19 protein-coding genes and 1 pseudogene are annotated in these 20,217 nt (G+C 60.8%); 4 read left to right on the forward strand and 16 right to left on the reverse strand.

The window, feature by feature from the left end:
- Positions 1-259: 259 nt before the first annotated feature.
- The 3 genes and pseudogenes from BJQ17_RS32680 to BJQ17_RS27050 all read right to left on the reverse strand — a co-directional run.
- Positions 260-584: pseudogene (locus BJQ17_RS32680) on the reverse strand (transposase); the annotation flags it as partial.
- A 149-nt stretch (positions 585-733) separates the two neighbouring features.
- A complete protein-coding gene (locus tag BJQ17_RS27045; RefSeq protein WP_004577102.1) occupies positions 734-1,732 on the reverse strand; it encodes a sulfate ABC transporter substrate-binding protein in 999 nt (332 codons plus the stop codon).
- Positions 1,733-1,941: 209 nt separating this feature from the next.
- Positions 1,942-2,763 (reverse strand): ion transporter, encoded by an 822-nt coding sequence (locus BJQ17_RS27050; protein WP_003254352.1) that lies wholly within the window; start codon positions 2,761-2,763, stop codon positions 1,942-1,944.
- Positions 2,764-2,920: 157 nt separating this feature from the next.
- Here BJQ17_RS27050 and BJQ17_RS32685 point away from each other — a divergent pair, with 157 nt between their 5' ends.
- Entirely contained in the window at positions 2,921-3,697 is a 777-nt protein-coding gene (locus tag BJQ17_RS32685; RefSeq protein ID WP_083285120.1) for an RHS repeat-associated core domain-containing protein, read from the forward strand.
- A 16-nt stretch (positions 3,698-3,713) separates the two neighbouring features.
- Here the strand turns inward: BJQ17_RS32685 and BJQ17_RS27060 are convergent, their stop codons facing one another.
- The 6 genes from BJQ17_RS27060 to gcl all read right to left on the reverse strand — a co-directional run bounded on the left by BJQ17_RS27060 (position 3,714) and on the right by gcl (position 11,409).
- Positions 3,714-4,589 (reverse strand): urea transporter, encoded by an 876-nt coding sequence (locus tag BJQ17_RS27060; protein WP_003254350.1) that lies wholly within the window; start codon positions 4,587-4,589, stop codon positions 3,714-3,716.
- Positions 4,590-4,795: 206 nt separating this feature from the next.
- Positions 4,796-6,211 (reverse strand): pyruvate kinase, encoded by a 1,416-nt coding sequence (gene pyk, locus BJQ17_RS27065; RefSeq protein ID WP_003254349.1) that lies wholly within the window; start codon positions 6,209-6,211, stop codon positions 4,796-4,798.
- On the reverse strand, positions 6,208-7,482 hold the full coding sequence (locus BJQ17_RS27070; protein WP_003254348.1) for a glycerate kinase: 1,275 nt from the start codon (positions 7,480-7,482) through the stop codon (positions 6,208-6,210). The genes pyk and BJQ17_RS27070 overlap by 4 nt, the downstream gene beginning before the upstream one ends.
- A 240-nt stretch (positions 7,483-7,722) precedes the next feature.
- Positions 7,723-8,616 (reverse strand): 2-hydroxy-3-oxopropionate reductase, encoded by an 894-nt coding sequence (locus tag BJQ17_RS27075; protein ID WP_003254347.1) that lies wholly within the window; start codon positions 8,614-8,616, stop codon positions 7,723-7,725.
- Positions 8,617-8,796: 180 nt separating this feature from the next.
- Positions 8,797-9,579, reverse strand: a complete 783-nt coding sequence (hyi, locus tag BJQ17_RS27080; RefSeq protein WP_003254346.1) for a hydroxypyruvate isomerase — start codon at positions 9,577-9,579, stop codon at positions 8,797-8,799.
- A gap of 54 nt (positions 9,580-9,633) precedes the next feature.
- Positions 9,634-11,409: a glyoxylate carboligase gene (gcl, locus tag BJQ17_RS27085; protein ID WP_003254345.1), complete on the reverse strand. Its 1,776-nt coding sequence runs from the start codon at positions 11,407-11,409 to the stop codon at positions 9,634-9,636.
- Between the two features lie 257 nt (positions 11,410-11,666).
- On the opposite strand from gcl, the gene BJQ17_RS27090 reads away from it, so the two are divergent.
- Together BJQ17_RS27090 and BJQ17_RS32340 are read left to right on the forward strand one after the other, a co-directional pair.
- The gene (locus tag BJQ17_RS27090) at positions 11,667-12,107 is read left to right on the forward strand and encodes a heme-binding protein (RefSeq protein ID WP_003254344.1); all 441 of its coding nucleotides are present in this window, start codon (positions 11,667-11,669) and stop codon (positions 12,105-12,107) included.
- 76 nt (positions 12,108-12,183) lie between these two features.
- Positions 12,184-12,312, forward strand: a complete 129-nt coding sequence (locus BJQ17_RS32340; RefSeq protein ID WP_014754328.1) for a hypothetical protein — start codon at positions 12,184-12,186, stop codon at positions 12,310-12,312.
- A 221-nt stretch (positions 12,313-12,533) separates the two neighbouring features.
- On the opposite strand, the gene BJQ17_RS27095 is transcribed toward BJQ17_RS32340, so the two are convergent.
- Positions 12,534-13,145 carry a TetR/AcrR family transcriptional regulator gene (locus BJQ17_RS27095; protein WP_014590197.1) on the reverse strand — a complete coding sequence of 204 codons (612 nt, stop codon included), beginning with the start codon at positions 13,143-13,145 and terminating at the stop codon, positions 12,534-12,536.
- Between the two features lie 132 nt (positions 13,146-13,277).
- Here BJQ17_RS27095 and BJQ17_RS27100 point away from each other — a divergent pair, with 132 nt between their 5' ends.
- Entirely contained in the window at positions 13,278-14,192 is a 915-nt protein-coding gene (locus tag BJQ17_RS27100; protein ID WP_004576920.1) for a DUF808 domain-containing protein, read from the forward strand.
- 139 nt (positions 14,193-14,331) lie between these two features.
- Here the strand turns inward: BJQ17_RS27100 and BJQ17_RS27105 are convergent, their stop codons facing one another.
- From BJQ17_RS27105 to uraD, 6 genes are all read right to left on the reverse strand, one after another.
- Entirely contained in the window at positions 14,332-15,114 is a 783-nt protein-coding gene (locus tag BJQ17_RS27105; protein WP_004576922.1) for an outer membrane protein OmpK, read from the reverse strand.
- Between the two features lie 352 nt (positions 15,115-15,466).
- Complete coding sequence (locus BJQ17_RS27110) at positions 15,467-16,252, reverse strand: outer membrane protein OmpK (RefSeq protein ID WP_003254337.1); 786 nt, start codon at positions 16,250-16,252, stop codon at positions 15,467-15,469.
- A 139-nt stretch (positions 16,253-16,391) separates the two neighbouring features.
- Positions 16,392-17,747: a nucleobase:cation symporter-2 family protein gene (locus tag BJQ17_RS27115; protein ID WP_003254336.1), complete on the reverse strand. Its 1,356-nt coding sequence runs from the start codon at positions 17,745-17,747 to the stop codon at positions 16,392-16,394.
- 186 nt (positions 17,748-17,933) lie between these two features.
- Positions 17,934-19,262, reverse strand: coding sequence for a urate hydroxylase PuuD (locus tag BJQ17_RS27120; protein ID WP_003254335.1), 1,329 nt, complete (start codon positions 19,260-19,262; stop codon positions 17,934-17,936).
- 44 nt (positions 19,263-19,306) lie between these two features.
- A complete protein-coding gene (locus BJQ17_RS27125) occupies positions 19,307-19,810 on the reverse strand; it encodes an ureidoglycolate lyase (RefSeq protein WP_003254333.1) in 504 nt (167 codons plus the stop codon).
- A 49-nt stretch (positions 19,811-19,859) separates the two neighbouring features.
- Positions 19,860-20,217, reverse strand: a 358-nt coding sequence (uraD, locus tag BJQ17_RS27130) for a 2-oxo-4-hydroxy-4-carboxy-5-ureidoimidazoline decarboxylase (protein ID WP_070096881.1), incomplete at its 5' end; no start/stop codon positions are given.

Genomic DNA, 20,217 nt, shown 5'->3' on the forward strand with positions numbered 1-20,217 from the left:
TAGCCGGAATAGCGAAAGGGGTAAGGAAGGGGGAAGAAAAAGAGGGGCAGATGCATAATGCCAGTCAGTTAAGCTGACTGGTATTTTTATTTTCGGGTGGGGTACTTCGCTAGTCGTCGCTTCACTGCTCGTGGAAACCACCGGTCAGGCCGTCGATGAGATAACACGTACTGCGCCGCTGAGGCCTGGAAATCTGCAAGAAAGCCTGGCAAGTTTCCGGGATGATTCAGTTATGTACCATGCAGCAAGCCCAATATTGCCCAGCTGCAGGTGGTGAAGCTCATATCGCACGGGTACACGCCTGGGCACTGTCGAGCCATTTGCATGATCTGATAACGCAGAAGGTTGTAACCCAGCAAAACGCCCCACAGCTCTTGCGCAATCATCTCCGGCGTCTTGCTTCTCAGCGTGTATTCGCCGCCCAGAAGTCCTTACTTGATCTCCCGGGAACCCAGTTCGATTTCCCAGCGCTGACTATAAAGGTCGACGATCTCATCACTAGGAAAACGTAGCGGATCGGCCATTGAGGTCAGTACGCTCACGACCTTTCCTTTGACCGTTTTGCTCAATAGCCGCGCTTTAATCTCTAATGTGGTGTTTCAGAGAGAGGGCTTTTGACAGGCGCATAAAAAATCCGATGCTCGTTTCCAAGCATCGGATTTTGCGGCCTACAGGCTAAAGGTCAATGAGTCTGTCTTAACTGACTGGCATTAGGCCAGATGCCCCCTTACGGCTATTGGTTGGTATAGATCTGGTCAAACACCCCACCGTCATTGAAGTGGGTCTTCTGCACGGTACGCCAGTCACCGAAGGTTTTCTCCACCGACAGGAAGTCCACTTTCGGGAAGCGGTCGGTGTACTTGGCCAGTACCGTTGCATCACGCGGGCGCAGGTAGTTGTTGGCGGCGATCTCCTGGGCTGCGGGTGACCACAGGTACTTCAGGTATTCCTCGGCCACGGCCTGGGTGCCTTTCCTGTCCACTACCTTGTCGACCACCGTCACCGGTGGCTCGGCTTCGGCCGATACGCTTGGGTAGACCACTTCGAACTGGTCGCGGCCGAACTCGCGGGCGATCATCTCGGCTTCGTTCTCGAAGGTGACCAGCACGTCACCGATCTGGTTGGTCATGAACGTGGTGGTGGCGGCACGGCCACCGGTGTCCAGCACGGGTGCCTGTTTGAACAGCTTGCCGACGAAGTCGCGGGCTTTGCTTTCATCGCCGCCTTGCTTGAGTACGTAGCCCCAGGCCGACAGGTAGGTATAGCGGCCATTACCCGAGGTTTTCGGGTTGGGCACGATCACCTGGACACCGTCCTTGAGCAGGTCGGGCCAGTCTTTCAGGGCTTTCGGGTTGCCCTTGCGCACGATGAACACAGTGGCCGAGGTGAACGGCGCGCTGTTGTTCGGCAGGCGGGTTACCCAGTTGTCGGGCACCAGCTTGCCGTTGTCTGCCAGGGCGTTGATGTCGGTGGCCATGTTCATGGTGATGACATCGGCCGGCAGGCCATCGATCACTGCACGTGCCTGCTTGCTCGAGCCGCCGAAGGACATCTGCACGTTGACCTTCTCATTGTGCTCGGCTTCCCAGTGCTTCTGGAAGGCCGGGTTGTAGTCCTTGTAGAAGTCGCGCATCACGTCGTAGGAAACGTTGAGCAGGGTGGGGGCGGCCTGGGCGAGGTTGCCCAGGGCCAGGCCTGCGGCGAGCAGCGAGGCGGTGAAGAGTTTTTTCACATTGCTTCCTTGTTCTTGAAGAGTGTTGGTGCAGATTGCCAGCGACTATAACGGGTGGGTTTATACGGGTTAAAGAACAAAAAATGCTTTGGTTATGCTTCTGCCTGTGCCGGCCTCTTCGCGGGTAAACCCGCTCCTACGGGGACCGCGCACGGTCCGGGCCTGTTGTAGGGGCGGGCTCACCCGCGAAGAGGCCGGCGCAGGCGCTGTCACGCTTTGGGAAACAACCCATTCCCACAGCGAGAACAGAACGCCGCCCCATGCTCGTGGGTCTTCTTGTGGCAGGTCGGGCAATCATGCTGCAGCTGCTCCCCTCGCATGGCATTGGCCAGCTCGGCGGTGAAGATGCCGGTCGGCACGGCAATGATCGAGTAACCGGTAATCATCACCAGCGACGACAGCACCTGCCCAAGCGGCGTCTTGGGCACGATGTCGCCAAAGCCCACGGTGGTCAGGGTAACGATGGCCCAGTAGATGCCTTTGGGGATGCTGGTAAAGCCATGCTCAGGCCCTTCGATCACGTACATCAGCGTGCCGAACACCGTTACCAGCGTCGATACCGTCACCAGGAACACGATGATCTTCTGCTTGCTGCCGCGTAGCGCCTCCATCAGGTAATGGGCCTGCTTGAGGTACGGGCTGAGCTTGAGTACACGGAAGATCCGCAGCATCCGGATGACCCGGATGATGAGCAGGTACTGGGCGTCGCTGTAGTACAGCGCGAGGATCCCCGGCACGATCGCCAGTAAATCGACCAGGCCGTAGAAACTGAAGGCATAGCGCAACGGCTTGGGCGAGCAGTACAGGCGGGTGATGTATTCGGCCAGGAAGATCGCGGTAAAGCCCCACTCGATGCCGGCCAGCAGGCCGGCGTAGCCTTGGTGCACTTCGTCGATGCTGTCGAGAATGACGGTGACCAGGCTGGCCAGGATGATCAGCAGGAGGATCTTGTCGAAGCGGCGGCCGGCTACGGTGTCGGTCTGGAAGACCATGATGTAGAGGCGTTCGCGTAAAGATTGCGGGGTGGACATGTGAAGGGGATTCCTTGGCCTTGATCTGCAAGCGTAGAGGGTCTTCGCCGGAGCTTGCAACGCGAAAATTCGGAGCCGACCTAATAAAAATGCCAGTTTCCTGCATCCTTCATTCGATGCAGTATGGGACTAATGGAACTACGGCTAAGGAGTTAAAATGAGATGCTTACTTGAGTTGCCCAGAGGGGCATGCGGAAGGTTGGCTTATTCAGTATATGGCTACTTGGGATGCAGTGAGCGTAGTGCTCGATTGGCATTTAATGGCCAGTTTTTGGATGGTGCAATGCGCGGGTATTTTCTGGGTAATGGGCATCGGGTTTATAGTCCGGTTCTAATGCGGTTTAATAGTCCGGATACGTTGAGTCCATTTGGAAGCGGTGGGATCAACGCTTATGCGTATTGTGGAGGTGACCCTGTCAATTTCAGCGACCCCGATGGTCAAACCCGATTTTCCAATAATCCGTCGGTGTTCGACCCGATCTTCGCGTCCATACGGAAAAAGAATTATCGTGTTCAGGGGTTTTCTTACAACCCTAAAGCACCTTCAGGTGTACGGATCAGCCGCTTTAGGGCAAAAGATATTGATGGTGTGCCTCTTGAACGTGAAGACCCAACTGTAAGTACAAGTGGGTGGTTTTATGTGAACAAAGATCGAACTCTATTCGTCAGGGATGTGCTTGTCCCTACTGAGGGTATTGAGATGAAGTCATTGGAGGCTTTCGCCAGTGAGTTCATCAAAGCGGGTTTCACTTTGATGAAGGTTAATCCAACTCATGCGAGAATAAGCGGTAACGGTCAAGTTGTGTACGATTCCGACGTGATTTTAATTAGTGAGTCAACGATGACTGATTTTTCAAAGCAGGACCCGAGTATGCCTGGGCTGGGCGCGGCAATCCGCAAGGGACGTAAGAAGTTTAGAAGTTTTTTTGAATGAATCAGTGATGTGACATCTAACTGCGCAGACTCTTGGTGTTGGAGCGTTCGCCTACCTGCTTCAAGTGGCCGCTCAGGTGCATCAGCCAGCAGGCGATGACGAAGGGCGCCGTCAGGCCAGGTATCGGAAGCAACTTGAACGGCGGTTGCAGCAGCAGGGCCAGGGCAATTGCTAGCAACGTCACCCATGGTTTTTCCCTCTGGCGGCTAAACGCCAGTGCCGCCAGCGCGGCATTGAAGCCATACAAACCCAGCCACGCTGCCTGTGCCTGGTCGGCGAGCAACGCCACCCCGCCGCCAATGGCCGAGCCGATCACCGCCCACAGCGCCGCATAGGGATTGGCGATGAACATGCCGACGATGATCAGCAGCCCGGCCAAGGGTTGATCAAGCAGGAAGATCTGGCCCACGCCGCGGGCCAACGCGTACAGCGGGTCAGCTTCGACGAAGCCGCTTGGTGAGGGGCTGACGACTAGCAGTGTGCCCCAGCCCAGCAGCACGAATGGCGCGGTATAGGCGACCAGCAACTTGCCGCCGCGCTTGCGCCACTGGTGGGTGATGATGCTGGACAGGCCGCCGGCGGCGATGATCAGGGGGGGCAATATGACCGACCAGGGCAGCACGGCGCTGATCAGAATGCCGATCAGTACGCCGTTGTAGCAGTACAGCCCGGCCTGGCGGTCGGCACGGTCATAGCCGCGTGCCTGGGCGGTGAGCAGGCCGGCCAGGGCGCCAAGCAGCGCGCCGCCGACCAGGTTGGGTGCGGTCAGCAGGATGGCCAGCAGGCAGCACAGGCCGCACAGGGGGTTGCGCAGCAGCAGCACCTGGCTGAAGCCGTTGAGTAACGCCGTGGCCCAGTCGGGGCAAGGGTTGACGAAATTTTTGGTGTACATGGGGCAGTCAGTGAGGTTGATGGGGGAGCGGTGGGCCTCTTTGGGCCTCGGTTTTCCGCGGTCGGGTAGAGCGGTATTCGGGGAGGGCTTTGCCCTCCAATCGCGACACGAGGCCACTCCCACAGGGATCGCATTCCCTTGTGCCAGCGTGGCCCTGTGGGAGCGGCCTTGTGTCGCGAAAGGGGCGCAACGCGCCCCCGGCAATCTCAGATCAAAGTCTCGATCCGCAGCGTGTTAGTCGTACCCGGCTTGCCGAAAGGCACGCCAGCGGTGATCAGCAGCGTGTCGCCACGGCTGGCCATGCCTTGCGCCTGGGCAATCTCCAGGGCAGTGGAAACCACCTCGTCCACCTGACGCAGGCGGTCGTTGACCACCGAATGCACACCCCAAGCCACGCTGAGGCGGCGTGCGGTGTTCAGGTTCGGCGTCAGGTTGAGGATCGGTGCCCGTGGCCGCTCGCGTGCCGCGCGCAGGGTCGAGGCACCCGACTCGCTGTAGTTGACCAGCACCGCCACTGGCAGGATGCCGCTGATGCGGCGGATCGCGCAGCTGATGGCGTCCGACACGGTGGCCTCGGCCTTTGGCCGGCCGACGTCGAGCTGGGCCTGGTAGTCCGGGCCGTTCTCAACCTGGCGGATGATCTTGCTCATCATCTGCACGGCTTCCAGCGGGTAATCACCCGAGGCGGTTTCGGCCGACAGCATCACTGCATCGGCACCTTCGGCCACCGCGTTGGCCACGTCAGTGACTTCGGCACGGGTTGGCGCTGGCGAGAAACGCATGGATTCGAGCATCTGCGTGGCCACCACCACGGGTTTGCCCAGCTGGCGGCAGGTGCCGATGATGCGCTTCTGGATCTGCGGCACGCTCTCGGCCGGTACTTCCACGCCCAGGTCACCACGGGCCACCATGATCGCGTCTGCCAGCTCGGCGATGGCTTGCAGTTGCTCGACGGCCGATGGTTTCTCGATCTTGGCCATCAGGTAGGCGCGGTCGCCAATCAGCTGGCGCGCTTCGACGATGTCCTCAGGGCGCTGCACGAACGACAGGGCGACCCAGTCCACACCCAGCTCCAGGCCAAAGGCCAGGTCGCGGCGGTCTTTTTCGGTGAGAGGGGAGAGGTCGAGCACCGCTTGCGGTACGTTGACGCCCTTACGGTCGGAAAGCTCGCCACCGTTCAGCACCTCGGTGTCAATCGCGTCGCTGTGCTTGGCGGTCACGCGCAGGCGCAGCTTGCCGTCGTCCAGCAGCAGGTCCATGCCGGGCTCAAGGGCGGCAATGATTTCGGGGTGCGGCAGGTTGACCCGGCGGCTGTCGCCCGGGGTTTTGTCCAGGTCCAGGCGCAGGGCCTGCCCGCGTTGCAACTGCACTTTGCCTTCGGCGAAGCGGCCAACGCGCAGCTTCGGCCCTTGCAGGTCCATGAGGATGCCCAGCGGGTAGTTCAGTTGCTGCTCGACTTCGCGGATCCACTGGTAGCGCAGGGCGTGGTCGGCATGCTCGCCATGGCTGAAGTTGAGGCGAAAGATGTTCACCCCGGCTTCGACCAGCTGGCGGATATCGTCGATGCCGTTGATCGCAGGGCCAAGGGTGGCGAGGATCTTAACTTTTTTATCAGGCGTCATGATTGGGCAGTCTCGAGGATCAGGATGGCGCGGAAGTCGTTGACGTTGGTGCGGGTCGGTTCGGTGACGATCAGCGCATCCAGCGCGGCGAAGTAGCCGTAGCCGTTGTTGTTGTCCAGCTCGTCGCTGGCCGACAGGCCCAAGGCTTCGGCGCTGGCGTAGCTGGCCGGGGTCATGAAGGCACCGGCGTTTTCTTCCGAGCCATCGATGCCGTCGGTGTCACCGGCCAAGGCGTACACGCCCGGCAGGCCTTTCAGGCTTTCGGTGAGGCTGAGCAGGAACTCGGCGTTGCGCCCGCCACGGCCATTGCCGCGCACGGTCACGGTGGTTTCGCCACCCGACAGGATCACGCAGGGCGCTTTGAGCGGCTGGCCGTGCTGAACGATTTGCCGGGCGATACCGGCATGCACCTTGGCCACTTCGCGCGATTCACCTTCCAGGTCGCCGAGGATCAGCGGGCTGAAACCGGCCTGACGGGCTTTGACCGCGGCGGCCTCGAGCGACTGCTGGGGTTTGGCGATCAACTGGAAGTGGCTGCGGGCCAGGGCCGGGTCATCGGCCTTGACGGTTTCCGATGCCGGGTTGTTCAGCCAGTCGATGACCGCTTTGGGCGCTTCGATGTTGTAGCGTTTGAGGATGGCCAGGGCGTCGGCCGAGGTGCTCGGGTCGGCCACGGTGGGGCCGGAAGCGATCACCGTGGCGAGGTCGCCCGGTACATCGGAAATGGCATAGGTGTAGACCGTGGCCGGCCAGCAGGCCTTGGCCAGGCGCCCGCCCTTGATCGCCGAGAGGTGCTTGCGCACGCAGTTCATCTCGCCGATGGTGGCGCCGGATTTCAGCAGTGCCTTGTTGATCTGCTGCTTGTCGGCCAGGGTCAGGCCTTCGGCAGGCAGGGCCAGCAGCGCCGAGCCACCGCCAGACAGCAGGAAGATGACGCGGTCTTCTTCGTTGAGGTTGCTGACCAGTTCCAGCACGCGCTTGGCCACAGCCAGGCCGGCAGCGTCCGGGACCGGGTGGGCGGCTTCGACCACCTCGATCTTCTGGCAGTTGGCGCCGTGGCCGTAACGGGTCACGACCAGGCCGGAGACTTCGCCCTGCCAGCTTTTCTCGACCACTTCGGCCATGGCAGCTGCGGCCTTGCCGGCGCCGATGACGATAACCCGGCCGCTGCGATCGGCGGGCAGGTAGGGTTCGAGGACTTGACGGGGGTGGGCGGCGGCGATGGCTGTGTCGAACAGTTCGCGGAGAAGTTTTTGCGGATCGACCGACATGGCAGGCTCCCAATTATTGTTGTTCTGCAGAATCAAAAACGCCCCTGGAACTGCCTCCGTGCAGGCCGAACCAGGGGCGGGTGTTGCTCGATGCCACCATTGGGCCTGTGGTCGCAGGTTCAACGGCGTTGGCTTCTTCGCGGACAAGCCCCGCTCCTACATGCACAGCTCTGAGCGATTGTGCGGTCTTTGGTAGGAGCGGGTTTACCCGCGAAGAGGCCAGTGAAGGCTAAAAACGACTTATTTGTCGTCGCGGATCGAGAAGTTGGCCATGTGCTCCAGGCCTTTGATCAGCGCCGAGTGGTCCCAGTTGCCGCCGCCCAGTGCCTGGCAGGTGTTGAACACTTGCTGGGCATTGGAGGTGTTGGGCAGGTTGATGCCCAGTTCCTTGGCGCCTTGCAGGGCCAGGTTCAGGTCCTTCTGGTGCAGGTTGATGCGGAAGCCTGGGTCGAAGGTGCCCTTGATCATGCGCTCGGCGTGCACTTCGAGGATTTTCGACGAGGCGAAGCCGCCCATCAGTGCTTCGCGCACCTTGGCAGGGTCGGCGCCGTTCTTGGCGGCGAACAGCAGGGCTTCGGCCACGGCCTGGATGTTCAGGGCGACAATGATCTGGTTGGCGACCTTGGCGGTCTGGCCGTCACCGTTGCCACCGACGCGGGTAATGTTCTTGCCCATGGCTTCGAACAGCGGCAGGGTGCGCTCGAAGGCTTTCGGGCAGCCACCGACCATGATGCTCAGGGTCGCGGCCTTGGCGCCGACTTCACCACCGGACACTGGGGCGTCCAGGTAGGCGGCACCGGTAGCCTTGATTTTTTCGGCGAAGGCTTTGGTAGCGGTAGGGGAGATCGAGCTCATGTCGATCACCACCTTGTTCGGGCCAACGCCTTCGGCCACGCCGTTTTCACCGAACAGGACGCTTTCGACCTGCGGGGTGTCGGGAACCATGACGATGATGAATTCGGCTTCCTGGGCAACTTCTTTCGGGTTGGCCAGGGCCACGGCACCGGCGGCGATCAGGTCGGCTGGCGCGGCGTCGTGGTGGGTGGAAACGAAGATGCTGTGACCTGCTTTTTGCAGGTTCTGGGCCATGGGCTTGCCCATGATGCCGGTGCCGATGAAACCGATTTTAGCCATGAGAGATTACCTCGTTGTATTTGTTGAATCTCGATGGAGCAGGCTGCACAGGCCCGTTGTTGGACACAGAATTCTGTGGGAGCGGGCTTACCCGCGAAAGCGGCAGTGAAGCCAACGTCGCATTCGCGGGTGAACCCGCTCCTACAGGGTCAGGCATGTGTCACAGGACCTCGATCAGCCTTAGATTGCGTTGTGGGTTTTCAGCCAGCCCAGGCCTGCTTCGGTAGTGGTCTTGGGCTTGTACTCCGCGCCCACCCAGCCCTGGTAGCCAATGCGGTCCAGGTGTTCGAACAGGAAGCGGTAGTTGATCTCGCCGGTGCCTGGTTCATTGCGGCCGGGGTTGTCGGCCAGCTGGATGTGGTTGATCAGTTTCAGGTTGGCTTCCATGGTGCGAGCCAGGTCACCTTCCATGATCTGCATGTGGTAGATGTCGTATTGCAGGAACAGGTTGTCGCTGCCCACCTCGGCCTGGATTTCCAGGGCCTGCTGGGTGGTGTTCAGGTAGAAGCCCGGGATGTCGCGGGTGTTGATCATTTCCATGACCAGGCGAATACCGGCGCCCTTGAGCTTGTCAGCGGCGTAGCGCAGGTTCTCGACGAAGGTCTTGCGCACGGTGGCGCAGTCCGGGCCTTGTGGGCGGATGCCGGCCAGGGCGTTGACCTGGGTGTTGCCCAGCACCTTGGCGTATTCGATGGCCTTGTCGACACCCGCGCGGAATTCCTCGACGCGGTCAGGGTGGCAGGTGATACCGCGCTCACCTTTGGCCCAGTCGCCGGCCGGCAGGTTGAACAGCACCTGGGTCAGGCCGTTGGCCTCCAGCTGCTGCTTGATTTCAGCTGCGCTGAAGTCATAGGGGAACAGGTATTCGACGCCGCTGAAACCAGCATCGGCGGCGGCCTTGAAGCGGGCCAGGAAGTCCTGTTCGGTGAACAGCATGGACAGGTTGGCAGCGAAGCGAGGCATGAGTTGTCTCCTTGCGATGAAGGCCCCCAGGGCGTGCCTGGGGGCGTCAGGCGATCAGTCCAGCAGCGAGATGGCGGTTGGCGCGTCGTTGCCGACCAGGGCCAGGTCTTCGAATTCGTTGACCGCGTTGATCTCGGTGCCCATGGAAATGTTGGTCACACGCTCGAGAATCACTTCAACCACCACCGGCACGCGGAACTCTTCGGCCATCTTCTGTGCCTTGATCAGGGCAGGGGCGATTTCTGCTGGCTCGAACACACGGATGGCCTTGCAACCCAGGCCTTCGACCACGGCGACGTGGTCGACACCGTAGGTGGCAGCGTCGGTCGAGTTGATGTTCTCGAACGCCAGTTGTACACAGTAATCCATATCGAAGCCACGCTGCGCCTGACGGATCAGGCCCAGGTAGGCGTTGTTCACCAGCACGTGCACGTACGGCAGGTTGAACTGCGCACCCACCGCCAGTTCTTCGATCATGAACTGGAAGTCGTAGTCACCGGACAGCGCCACAACCTTGCGCTTCGGATCGGCTTTGACCACGCCCAGCGCAGCAGGGATGGTCCAGCCCAGCGGGCCGGCCTGGCCGCAGTTGATCCAGTGGCGAGGCTTGTACACATGCAGGAACTGCGCGCCGGCAATCTGCGACAGGCCGATGGTGCTGACGTAGCAGGTGTCCTTGCCGAATACCTGGTTCATTTCTTCGTAGACGCGCTGCGGCTTGACCGGCACGTTGTCGAAGTGGGTCTTGCGCTGCAGGCTCGACTTGCGCTCCTGGCACTCTTCCAGCCAGGCCTTGCGGCACTTGAGCTTGCCGGCCGCTTTCCACTCGCGGGCCACTTCCAGGAACACGTCCAGTGCCTTGCCAGCATCGGAAACGATGCCCAGGTCCGGGGTGAACACGCGGCCGATCTGGGTCGGTTCGATATCGACATGCACGAACTTGCGGCCTTCGGTGTAGACATCGACGGAACCGGTGTGGCGGTTGGCCCAGCGGTTACCGATACCGAATACCAGGTCGGACTTCAGCAGGGTTGCGTTGCCATAGCGGTGCGAGGTCTGCAGGCCAACCATGCCGACCATCTGGGCGTGGTCGTCCGGGATGGTGCCCCAGCCCATCAGGGTCGGGATCACGGGTACGCCGGTCAGTTCGGCGAATTCGACCAGCTTGTCGCTGGCGTCGGCGTTGATGATGCCGCCACCGGCTACCAGCAGTGGGCGCTCGGCGTCATTGAGCAGGGCCAGGGCTTTCTCGGCCTGTACGCGGGTGGCGGATGGCTTGTTGACTGCCAGTGGTTCGTAGGCATCGATGTCGAATTCGATTTCGGCCATCTGCACGTCGAACGGCAGGTCGATCAGCACCGGGCCTGGGCGGCCGGTACGCATTTCATAGAAGGCCTTCTGGAAGGCGTAAGGCACCTGGCCTGGCTCCAGAACGGTGGTCGCCCACTTGGTCACTGGCTTGACGATGTTGGTGATGTCGACAGCCTGGAAGTCTTCCTTGTGCAGGCGGGCACGTGGCGCCTGGCCAGTGATGCACAGAATCGGGATGGAGTCGGCCGAGGCGCTGTACAGGCCGGTGACCATGTCGGTGCCGGCAGGGCCGGAAGTGCCGATGCACACACCGATGTTGCCCGGGTTGGCGCGGGTGTAGCCCTCGGCCATGTGCGAGGCACCTTCGACGTGACGAGCGAGGACGTGATCGATGCCACCGACTTTCTTCAGGGCCGAATACAACGGGTTGATGGCAGCCCCCGGGATGCCGAACGCGGTATCTACACCTTCACGGCGCATGACCAGAACGGCTGCATCGATTGCTCTCATTTTGCTCATGGTTTGTGCCTCATCGATTTTGTAATTGTATACAACTTGCTTTGCGACAGAGTGTATTCACGCCTGGCGGCTCAGGTCAATGGGTTTTCATCGGGTGGGCTCGCTTTCGTCAAAGCGGCCGTGAAAACGGCTATTTGCGCCATCGCATACGATCGTTTCAAAATATTGTATACAAAAATACATCTCGTTGTGTTCTATTTGCTCTATCGGTTTTCAACTGCCCTTAGGGCTTCTCACAACAAGAAGAGGACCTTTCCATGAACGTCTTGAACCTGAAAATCGCTGTCAGCCTGGTAAACGCCGCACTGGCGGCAGGCCGCAAGATCAACGCCGCGCCACTGACCGTTGCGGTGCTGGATGCCGGCGGGCACCTGCTGGCGTTGCAGCGTGAGGATGGCGCGAGCCTGATTCGGCCTGAAGTGGCCACTGGCAAAGCCTGGGGTGCGATTGCCCTGGGCAAGGGGTCGCGCTTGCTGGCGTTGGATGCGCAGCAGCGGCCGGCTTTTTTTGCCGCGTTGAACGGGATGGGTGAGCGGCCGGTGGTGCCGGCGCCAGGTGGGGTGCTGATTCGTGATCAGGACGGCAAGGTGCTGGGTGCCGTGGGGATCAGCGGCGATACGTCGGATATCGACGAGCAGTGTGCGATCAGTGCGATCGAGGAGGTGGGGTTGCGGGCAGATGCCGGGGTAGCGGCGTAAGGCTCAAGTCAGCTGGGGCCGCTTTGCGGCCCATTCGCGACACAAGGCCCCACAAAGACTGCGCCAGGCTTTAGATGTGTACGGCGACTTTCAGGGCTTCCAGCGCCGGCTCGACCTTGATGCCCAGCGCTGCACCCAGCTCCATTACCCAGGGTTGATGGGCGGGTTTGCGGTGATGATGTTTCTCGACACTGCGCTGGGCTGAGGCTGAACACCGGCCTGTGGGAGCGGCCTTGTGTCGCGAAAGGGCCGCGAAGCGGCCCCGGCATTATTTGCATCGACGCTGAAGCCCCGGGGCTGCTGTGCAGCCCTTTCGCGACGCAAGGCCGCTCCCACACGGATCGCGCCAGCTTTTAGAAATTGAGCAAGACGGTTGCTCCCACAGGGGCGTGCGACCCCAGTGGAATGCGGTCCCCATTGGCCATGTCAGGCCACCTCTGGCTCACAACCCTTGAGCACCATGCGGATAATGGTTTCGGCCGCCGCGTCATAATCACTGTCGGCCAGCTTGGCCTTGCCGGTCACCGCAGAAATCTGCCAGTCGAAGTCGGCATAGGTCTGGGTCGCCGCCCAGATGCTGAACATCAGGTGATGCGCGTCCACATGGGCGATCTGCCCGCGGTCGATCCAGCGCTGGATGCACTCGATGTTGTGTCGGGCCTGTTCGTTCAACTGCTCGACCTGGTTCGGAGACAGGTGCGGCGCGCCATGCATGATCTCGCTGGCGAACACCTTGGACGCATGGGGCAGGTCACGCGAAATGCGAATCTTCGAGCGAATGTACGCACTCAGCACTTCCTTCGGGTCGCCGTCTGCATTGAACGGCGTGGATGCCTGCATGATCGGCGCGATGATGCTTTCCAGGACCTCGCGGTAGAGATTGTCCTTGGACTTGAAGTAGTAATACACGTTCGGCTTGGGCAGGCCGGCCTTGGCCGCGATATCGCTGGTCTTGGTGGCGGCGAAGCCCTTGTCGGCGAATTCCTCGCTGGCCGCGCGCAGGATCAATTCCTTGTTGCGCTCGCGAATGGTGCTCATGGTCAGGGATCTTCCTCGTGTCTGGCCACCTCTAAGGGGGATCGGGCATGGTAGCACCGGGGTCGACGGGCGCTCAAGGCAGCGGCTTTGGGCTAGAATCCGGCACATTGACTTATTTGGATACAAGCAAACATGGCAGGAAGCAGTCTACTGGTACTGATCGACGACATCGCCACGCTGCTGGATGACGTCTCGCTAATGACCAAAGTCGCGGCGAAAAAGACAGCGGGTGTGCTGGGTGATGACCTGGCGCTGAATGCCCAGCAGGTCACCGGCGTGCGCGCCGATCGCGAACTTCCGGTCGTGTGGGCGGTGGCCAAGGGGTCGTTCGTCAACAAGGCGATCCTGGTTCCGGCCGCGCTGCTGATCAGTGCGTTCATACCGTGGGCGGTTACGCCGTTGTTGATGCTGGGTGGCGCGTTCCTGTGCTTTGAGGGTTTCGAGAAGCTGGCGCACAAGTTCCTGCACAGCAAGGATGAGGACGACGCGCAGCACAAGGCTCGACAGCAAGCCGTGGCGGACGCCAATGTCGACCTGGTGGCCTTCGAGAAGGCCAAGATCAAGGGCGCGGTGCGCACCGACTTCATCCTGTCGGCCGAGATCATTGCCATTACCTTGGGGATAGTGGCGGATACGCCGCTGCCGCAACAGATCATCGTGCTCTCGGGCATAGCCATTGTCATGACCATCGGGGTATACGGGCTGGTCGGCGGCATCGTCAAGCTCGACGACCTGGGGCTGTGGATGACCACGAAGGCCTCGCGTCTGGCTCAGTTGGTTGGCAACGGCATCCTCCGGGCTGCGCCCTACATGATGAAGAGCCTGTCGGTGATTGGTACTGCGGCGATGTTCCTGGTAGGGGGTGGGATCCTGGTGCATGGCATCGAGCCGCTGCATCATGCCATCGAGGCGTTCAGCGAAGGGCGTGGCGGGGCGTTGACCGGGGCGTTGCTCAACGGCGGGGCCGGAGTCATCGCAGGTGCTGTGGTGCTGGCGGTGGTAAGCGTTGCGGGGAAATTGTGGCGGGCGGTTCGGCCAGCCAATTGAGGCGTGTGGCCGGGGCTTTGCCCCGGTTCGCGGGTGAACCCGCTCCTACCAGGTACCGCGTTTGCCTTGAACCCGGCGCGTCCCCTGTAGGAGCGGGTTTACCCGCGAATGGGCCGCAAAGCGGCCCCGCTAACTCAGGTCAGAAGTGAACCTTGACCAAGAAGCTCATGGTGTTCTGGTCGGTAGTGAAAGCATCGCTGTCCTTGATGCCGTACTTGTTCTTCCAGTAGTCATACTCCACACCCACATACAGCTGTTTCTCACCCAGGTGCAATGCCTTGCCCAGGTCATACTTGATCTGCGGGTTGAAGTGCAGGTTGGCCTGGTAGGTGCCGCGGCGGTTCTCGTCGTTGTCCACCACCCAGTCCATGAAGCCGTCGATCAGCACGTCGGAATCGCCGACCGGAATGGTGTACGACCACACCGGGGTGATCTGCCACACGTTGTCGCCAGCGCGGCTGCCGTCGGTGGTGCGGTTGTAGAAGTTCAGCTGGAAGTAGTCGAAGCCCGGGATGGCCAGGTCGAAGCCCGGGCCGATCAGGTAAGACTCGGTGTCACCCTCGCCAAACTCGTAGGTCATCGCCAGCAGCACGTCCTTGACCGGGCCCAACTCCAGCTTCTGGTCGAAGATCTTGCCGAACGACAGGCGTGGGCTGAACTCGCCATAGTAGGTGTTGGGGCCGTTGCTGGCGTCCTTCTTGCCTTGGTAGAAGATCTTGTCGACGAAGAAGAAGTTATCGCCGTACTTCCACGCGTCGGCGTGTTCGAAGGTGAATGTTTGCTGGGTCTCGGGGTTTACCTTGAAGTTCTTGCCCCACAGGTAGGTCAGGCTGTTGTTCTGCCATTGCAGCAGGTCGCCGCCGAAGGTGGTGCCGCAGGCCAGCAGGCCGCCGGCAAGGATCAGGCTGTTGATGGTACGCATTGCGAGTGTCGCTCCCTTGATTGATCTGTTGTCAGCGCTCGTTGTCGGCGCTTTTTTGTCTTTTAAGTCAGCTTTTTTCGATAGGCCACAGCTGTTTGGCAAGGGTCGAGCCAACTTTTCCGGGTTGGCAAAACCTTCCTGCTCGACTTCGTTCTGAACGGATGAAAAGGGTCTTTCAGGCTGGCAACACGTTGGCCAACCGCCCGTATTCATTGACTGAGCGGTCAGTAAACGCAGGCAGAATCCGTTCTGCCCTGATCGAGGGGGCGCGCAGATTACTGGCTTGCGCGCCGCGCCTCAAGTGCTCCGTCCTGGAGCGGGGTGATTCAAACTTGTGCGTTTGGTCAACTTCCTAGAAGTGCACCTTGATCAGCGCACTGGCCACGCTCTGGTTGCTGTCCAGGTTGCCGCGGCTGTCAATGCCGTACTTGTCTTTCCAGTAGCTGTATTCAAAGCCGACGTAGAGCTGCTTGGCGCCCAGGTTCAGCGCCTTGCCCAGGTCGTATTTAACCTGCGGGTTGAAGTGCAGGTTGGCGTGATAGGTGCCACGGCGGGTCTGGTCGTTGTCGGTAACCCAGTCCATGTAACCGTCGATCAGAATGTCTGACCGGCCGACAGGGAGGGTGTACGACCAGCCGGGGGTAATCTGCCAGACATTGTCACCGGGGCGGCTGCCTTCGGTGTTACGCACGTAGAAATTGAGGGTGAAATAGTTGAAGCCGGGGATGTTCAAGTCAAAGCCTGGGCCGATCAGGTAGGCCTCGTTGTCGCCTTCACCGCGCTCGTAGGTCATGGCCAGCAGCACGTCCTTGATCGGACCGAAGGCAAGCTTGCGGTCGAAGATCTTGCCCAATGACAGGCGTGGGCTGAACTCGCCGTAGTAGGTGGTCACACCTTTGCCGGGGTCGGCCTTGCCGTTGTAGAAGATCTTGTCGACGAACATGAAGGTGTCGCCGTACTTCCATTTGTTGGCGTGCTCGAAGGTGATGGTCTGCTGGATATCAGGGTTGACCTTGAAGTCCTTGCCGTACAGGTAGGTCAGGCTTTCGCCGTGCCATTGCAGCCATTCGCCTGCGTGCGAGGGTAGGGTGGCCAGCAGGCTGCTGCCCAACAACAGGGACGTGGTGATGCGCTTCATGTTGTGATTCCCGGACTTATTGTTTTTGTTGGCGGTTTTTTTGGCGCGCAGGCGCCCCGGGCGACCCATTCCGGCGGGTCGACGGCGTAGCGGTTACTGCAGAGGTGATGAGGGGCGGTCATGCACCGCCCCTTTTGGCTCAATGCTGGTGACAGACGTCGTTGTGCATTGCGCGGTCGGCACCGCCAAGGATGTTGAACAGAACGTTCAACACCAGGGCACAGACCGTGGCCATGGCGATACCGCTGTGGGTGATGGGTTCCATCCACTGTGGCATCTGGGCAAAGAACTCCGGACGCACCACGGGGATCAACCCGAAGCCGACGCTCACGGCAACCAACAGCTGGTTGCGGCGGTCGCCGATGTCCGCCTCCTGAAGAATCTTGATCCCGGTGGCGGTGACCATGCCGAACATGGCGATGGACGCGCCGCCCAGTACCGCAGGCGGGATCGAGGCAATCAGGAAGGCCGCCTTGGGCAGCAGGCTGAGCAGGATCAGCAGTGCACCGGCCACGATGGTGACATAGCGGCAGCGCACCCCAGTCATCTGCACCAGGCCGATGTTTTGGGCGAACGAGGAGTGGGTGAAGGTGTTGAAGAAGCCCGCAATGAACGACGCACCGGCATCGCACAGCAGGCCGCGACGCAGCATGCCAGGGGTGACTTCGCGATCGGTCACCTTGCCCAGGGCCAGGAACATGCCGGTGGACTCGACGAAGATGATCACCACTACCAGGCACATGGACAGGATCGGCGCCAGGCTGAAGGTCGGCATGCCAAAGTGCAGCGGGGTGACCACCTGCAACCACGGTGCTTCATTCAGACCCGACAGGTCGACCATGCCGATGGAGCCGGCCAGGATGTAGCCAAGGCCCATGCCCACCAGTACCGACACGTTGACCCAGAAACCGCGCATGAAGCGGTTGATCAGCAGGATAACGGCCAGTACCAGGCCGGCCACCAGCAGGTAGATCGGCGAGCCGAACGTTTGAGCGTCTTGGCCGCCACCGGCCCAGTTGACGGCCACCGGGAACAGCGACAGGCCAATCGAGGTGATCACCGTACCGGTGACCAGTGGGGGAAAGAAGCGGACAACCTTGGACATGAACGGCGCGATCAGCATGCCGAAGAACCCGGCAGCGATGGTCGCGCCGAAGATCCCCTGCAGGCCCACGCCGGGCATGCCGGCCATGGCCACCATGCTGCCGACGGCAGCGAAACTGGCACCCATCATCACCGGCATGCGGATGCCCACCGGGCCGATACCGAACGACTGGATGATGGTAGCGACGCCAGCGACCAGCAGGTCGGCGTTGATCAGGAAAGCGACTTCTTCGCGGGACAACCCGGCGGCCTGGCCGATGATCAACGGCACGGCGATCGCGCCACCGTACATCAGCAGAACGTGTTGCAGGCCAACCAGGAACAGTTGGAACAGGGGCAAGGGTTCTCGCGGCGGCGCAATGGGGATATACGCCTTGCGTGACTCGGACATGCAGCACCTCGAGTTTTGTTTTTATTCTCGGATCCAAGCGGCAGGCCTCATGCCTGCGCGCTCGATGCTTGCTTGTTGCGTAACACATGGAGCTTGAGGCCGGGGCTTCCGGCCTCTTCGCGGGCAAGCCCGCTCCTACAGGGGAAGGTGATTCCCTTGGGGGGCGGGTTGCCTGGCGAGGTGCTGTCAGTTGACCTGGGCGCCTTTGGCGATCCAGTCGCCGACGAGCTTGCGCTCTTCGGTGGTCATCTGGGTGATGTTGCCCAGCGGCATGATCTGGCTGGCAACCGCTTGCGCCTGAATGCGCGCGGCCTGGGCCTGGATCTGCTGCGGAGTGTCGAACATCACGCCGGCAGGAGCGGCGCTGAACAGTGGGCTGGTCGGCTTGGACGAGTGGCACACGGTGCAGCGTTCCTGGATGACATTGTGGATCTTGTCGAAGTCGCCACCACCGGCCTGGGCAGCGGCCTGGGCCGGTGCTTGCGCAGGTGCGGCGGGTGCTTCGGCAGCCTTGGCGGCGTCCTCGGCACGCTGCTCGGCAGCGGTCTTGCCGCCTACGGCAGTTGCCGGCAGCGGTTGGTACTCGATCTTCGCTGCGGCTTGCTCAGGGCTTACGGCCATCGGTTTCGGGCCGGTAACGTAGGCCAGGCAGATCATTGCCAAGGCGCCGACGGGCAGGGTCCAGGCGTACTTGTTGCTGTCGTGGCGGGTGTTGAAGTAGTGGCGGATCAGAACCGCGGCTACTGCGATACCGGCCAGGATCAGCCAGTTGTACTGGCTACCGTAGGTGCTCGGGAAATGGTTGCTGATCATGATGAACAGCACCGGCAGGGTGAAGTAGTTGTTGTGACGCGAGCGCAGCAGGCCCTTGGCCGGCAGTACCGGGTCGGGCGTCTGATTGTTCTCGATCGCCGCCACCAGCTGGCGTTGGGCCGGCATGATGATGCGGAACACGTTACCGACCATGATGGTGCCTATGATCGCGCCGGTGTGCAGGTAGGCACCACGGCCGCTGAACACCAGGCTGAAGCCCCAGCAGGCAGCGATGATCAGCACGAACAGCACACCACCGAGCAGCGCTGGCTTCTTGCCCAAGGGCGAGTCGCACAGGAAGTCGTAGATGAACCAGCCAGCGATCAGCGAACCGATACCGATAGCCACGCCTTCGGCACCGCTCAGGGTGCTGCCAGGCGCCAGCAGGTACAGCGCCGGGTTCCAGTAGAACACCACGCACAGCAGGGCGATACCGGACATCCAGGTGAAGTAGGCTTCCCATTTGAACCAGTGCAGGTTCTCGGGCATTTTCGGGGGGGCGAGCTTGTATTTCTCCAGGTGGTAGATACCACCGCCGTGAATCGCCCAGAGATCACCCGACAACCCATCGCGCGGGTTGCTTCGGTTCAGGTGGTTCTCCAGCCAGACGAAGTAGAACGATGCACCGATCCAGGCAACGCCGGTGATCATGTGAACCCAGCGAATGCTCAGGTTCAGCCATTCGTGAAGGTGTGCTTCCACAGTATGTACCTCTGCCAGTCACCGAGAAGATGACTGACCTTTTCTTATTGGTGGGGATTGAGGATCAGCATCTGTTCCTCGGTGAAGTAATGCTCATCGCAGTTGTTGCCAGAACCACTGCGATCAACCACCAGGAAATCATCCCGCTTTTCGATCGTCAGCACCGGGTGGTGCCAGACGCCGCGATGGTAATTAACGCCCTGCCTGCCATTACTGCGGAAGGCTCGGACCAAGCCTGATACAGGTGCATCGCCAACGGGCGCGACCACGATCAGAAAGGGGTTGCCGAGCAGCGGGATAAAAGCCTGGCTGCCCAGCGGATGGCGCTCCAGCATGCGCACGGTCAGCGGCATGTCCTGCGCGTCGGCGCGGAAGATGCTGATGATCGCCTTGTCTTCAGGCTCGGCGGTTTCGACCGTGGCGAGCTTGTGAAAGCGCATGGTCGAGCCGTTGTTGATCATGAAGTGGTCGCTGCCGTCGGTTTCGATCACGTCTCCGAACTGGGCGAAGGCTTCTTTGGTCAAGGGCTCGATCATCAGGGTGCGCATGCGGTTATCTCTTCTATTGTTCGTTTTCTGAATAAGGTTCGGCTGTTGCTTACAGCTGCAGCAGGCGGAACAGGGCGATCAGGTTGATCTGCGCCAGGGCTTCCTTGAATTCGGCATCGGCATCGTTGTGGATGCGTTTTTCAAAGGCGGCGAGAATCTGGTGCCGGTTACTGCCCTTCACCGCCATGATGAACGGGAACTGGAACTTGGCCTTGTAGGCATCGTTCAGTTCGGTGAACCGGGCGAACTCTTCGGCGGTGCACTGGTGGATACCGGCACCGGCCTGCTCGTTGGTGCTCGATTCGGTCAGTTCGCCCTGGATGGCGGCCTTGCCTGCCAGGTCCGGGTGAGCATTGATCAGCGCGAGCTGGTCAGCGTGGTTGGCGCTGAGCAGGATGTCGCTCATG

This window comes from Pseudomonas sp. NBRC 111139 (assembly GCF_001753955.1).
Taxonomy (GTDB): Bacteria; Pseudomonadota; Gammaproteobacteria; order Pseudomonadales; family Pseudomonadaceae; genus Aquipseudomonas; species Aquipseudomonas alloputida.

Coding starts and splice junctions, on each gene's coding strand:
- BJQ17_RS27050 (WP_003254352.1), bottom strand. CDS start 2,763: ATGTCCACCCCGCAATCTTTACGCGAACGCCTCTACATCATGGTCTTC.
- BJQ17_RS32685 (WP_083285120.1), top strand. CDS start 2,921: ATGAGATGCTTACTTGAGTTGCCCAGAGGGGCATGCGGAAGGTTGGCT.
- BJQ17_RS27060 (WP_003254350.1), bottom strand. CDS start 4,589: ATGTACACCAAAAATTTCGTCAACCCTTGCCCCGACTGGGCCACGGCG.
- pyk (WP_003254349.1), bottom strand. CDS start 6,211: ATGACGCCTGATAAAAAAGTTAAGATCCTCGCCACCCTTGGCCCTGCG.
- BJQ17_RS27070 (WP_003254348.1), bottom strand. CDS start 7,482: ATGTCGGTCGATCCGCAAAAACTTCTCCGCGAACTGTTCGACACAGCC.
- BJQ17_RS27075 (WP_003254347.1), bottom strand. CDS start 8,616: ATGGCTAAAATCGGTTTCATCGGCACCGGCATCATGGGCAAGCCCATG.
- hyi (WP_003254346.1), bottom strand. CDS start 9,579: ATGCCTCGCTTCGCTGCCAACCTGTCCATGCTGTTCACCGAACAGGAC.
- gcl (WP_003254345.1), bottom strand. CDS start 11,409: ATGAGCAAAATGAGAGCAATCGATGCAGCCGTTCTGGTCATGCGCCGT.
- BJQ17_RS27090 (WP_003254344.1), top strand. CDS start 11,667: ATGAACGTCTTGAACCTGAAAATCGCTGTCAGCCTGGTAAACGCCGCA.
- BJQ17_RS27095 (WP_014590197.1), bottom strand. CDS start 13,145: ATGAGCACCATTCGCGAGCGCAACAAGGAATTGATCCTGCGCGCGGCC.
- BJQ17_RS27100 (WP_004576920.1), top strand. CDS start 13,278: ATGGCAGGAAGCAGTCTACTGGTACTGATCGACGACATCGCCACGCTG.
- BJQ17_RS27105 (WP_004576922.1), bottom strand. CDS start 15,114: ATGCGTACCATCAACAGCCTGATCCTTGCCGGCGGCCTGCTGGCCTGC.
- BJQ17_RS27110 (WP_003254337.1), bottom strand. CDS start 16,252: ATGAAGCGCATCACCACGTCCCTGTTGTTGGGCAGCAGCCTGCTGGCC.
- BJQ17_RS27115 (WP_003254336.1), bottom strand. CDS start 17,747: ATGTCCGAGTCACGCAAGGCGTATATCCCCATTGCGCCGCCGCGAGAA.
- BJQ17_RS27125 (WP_003254333.1), bottom strand. CDS start 19,810: ATGCGCACCCTGATGATCGAGCCCTTGACCAAAGAAGCCTTCGCCCAG.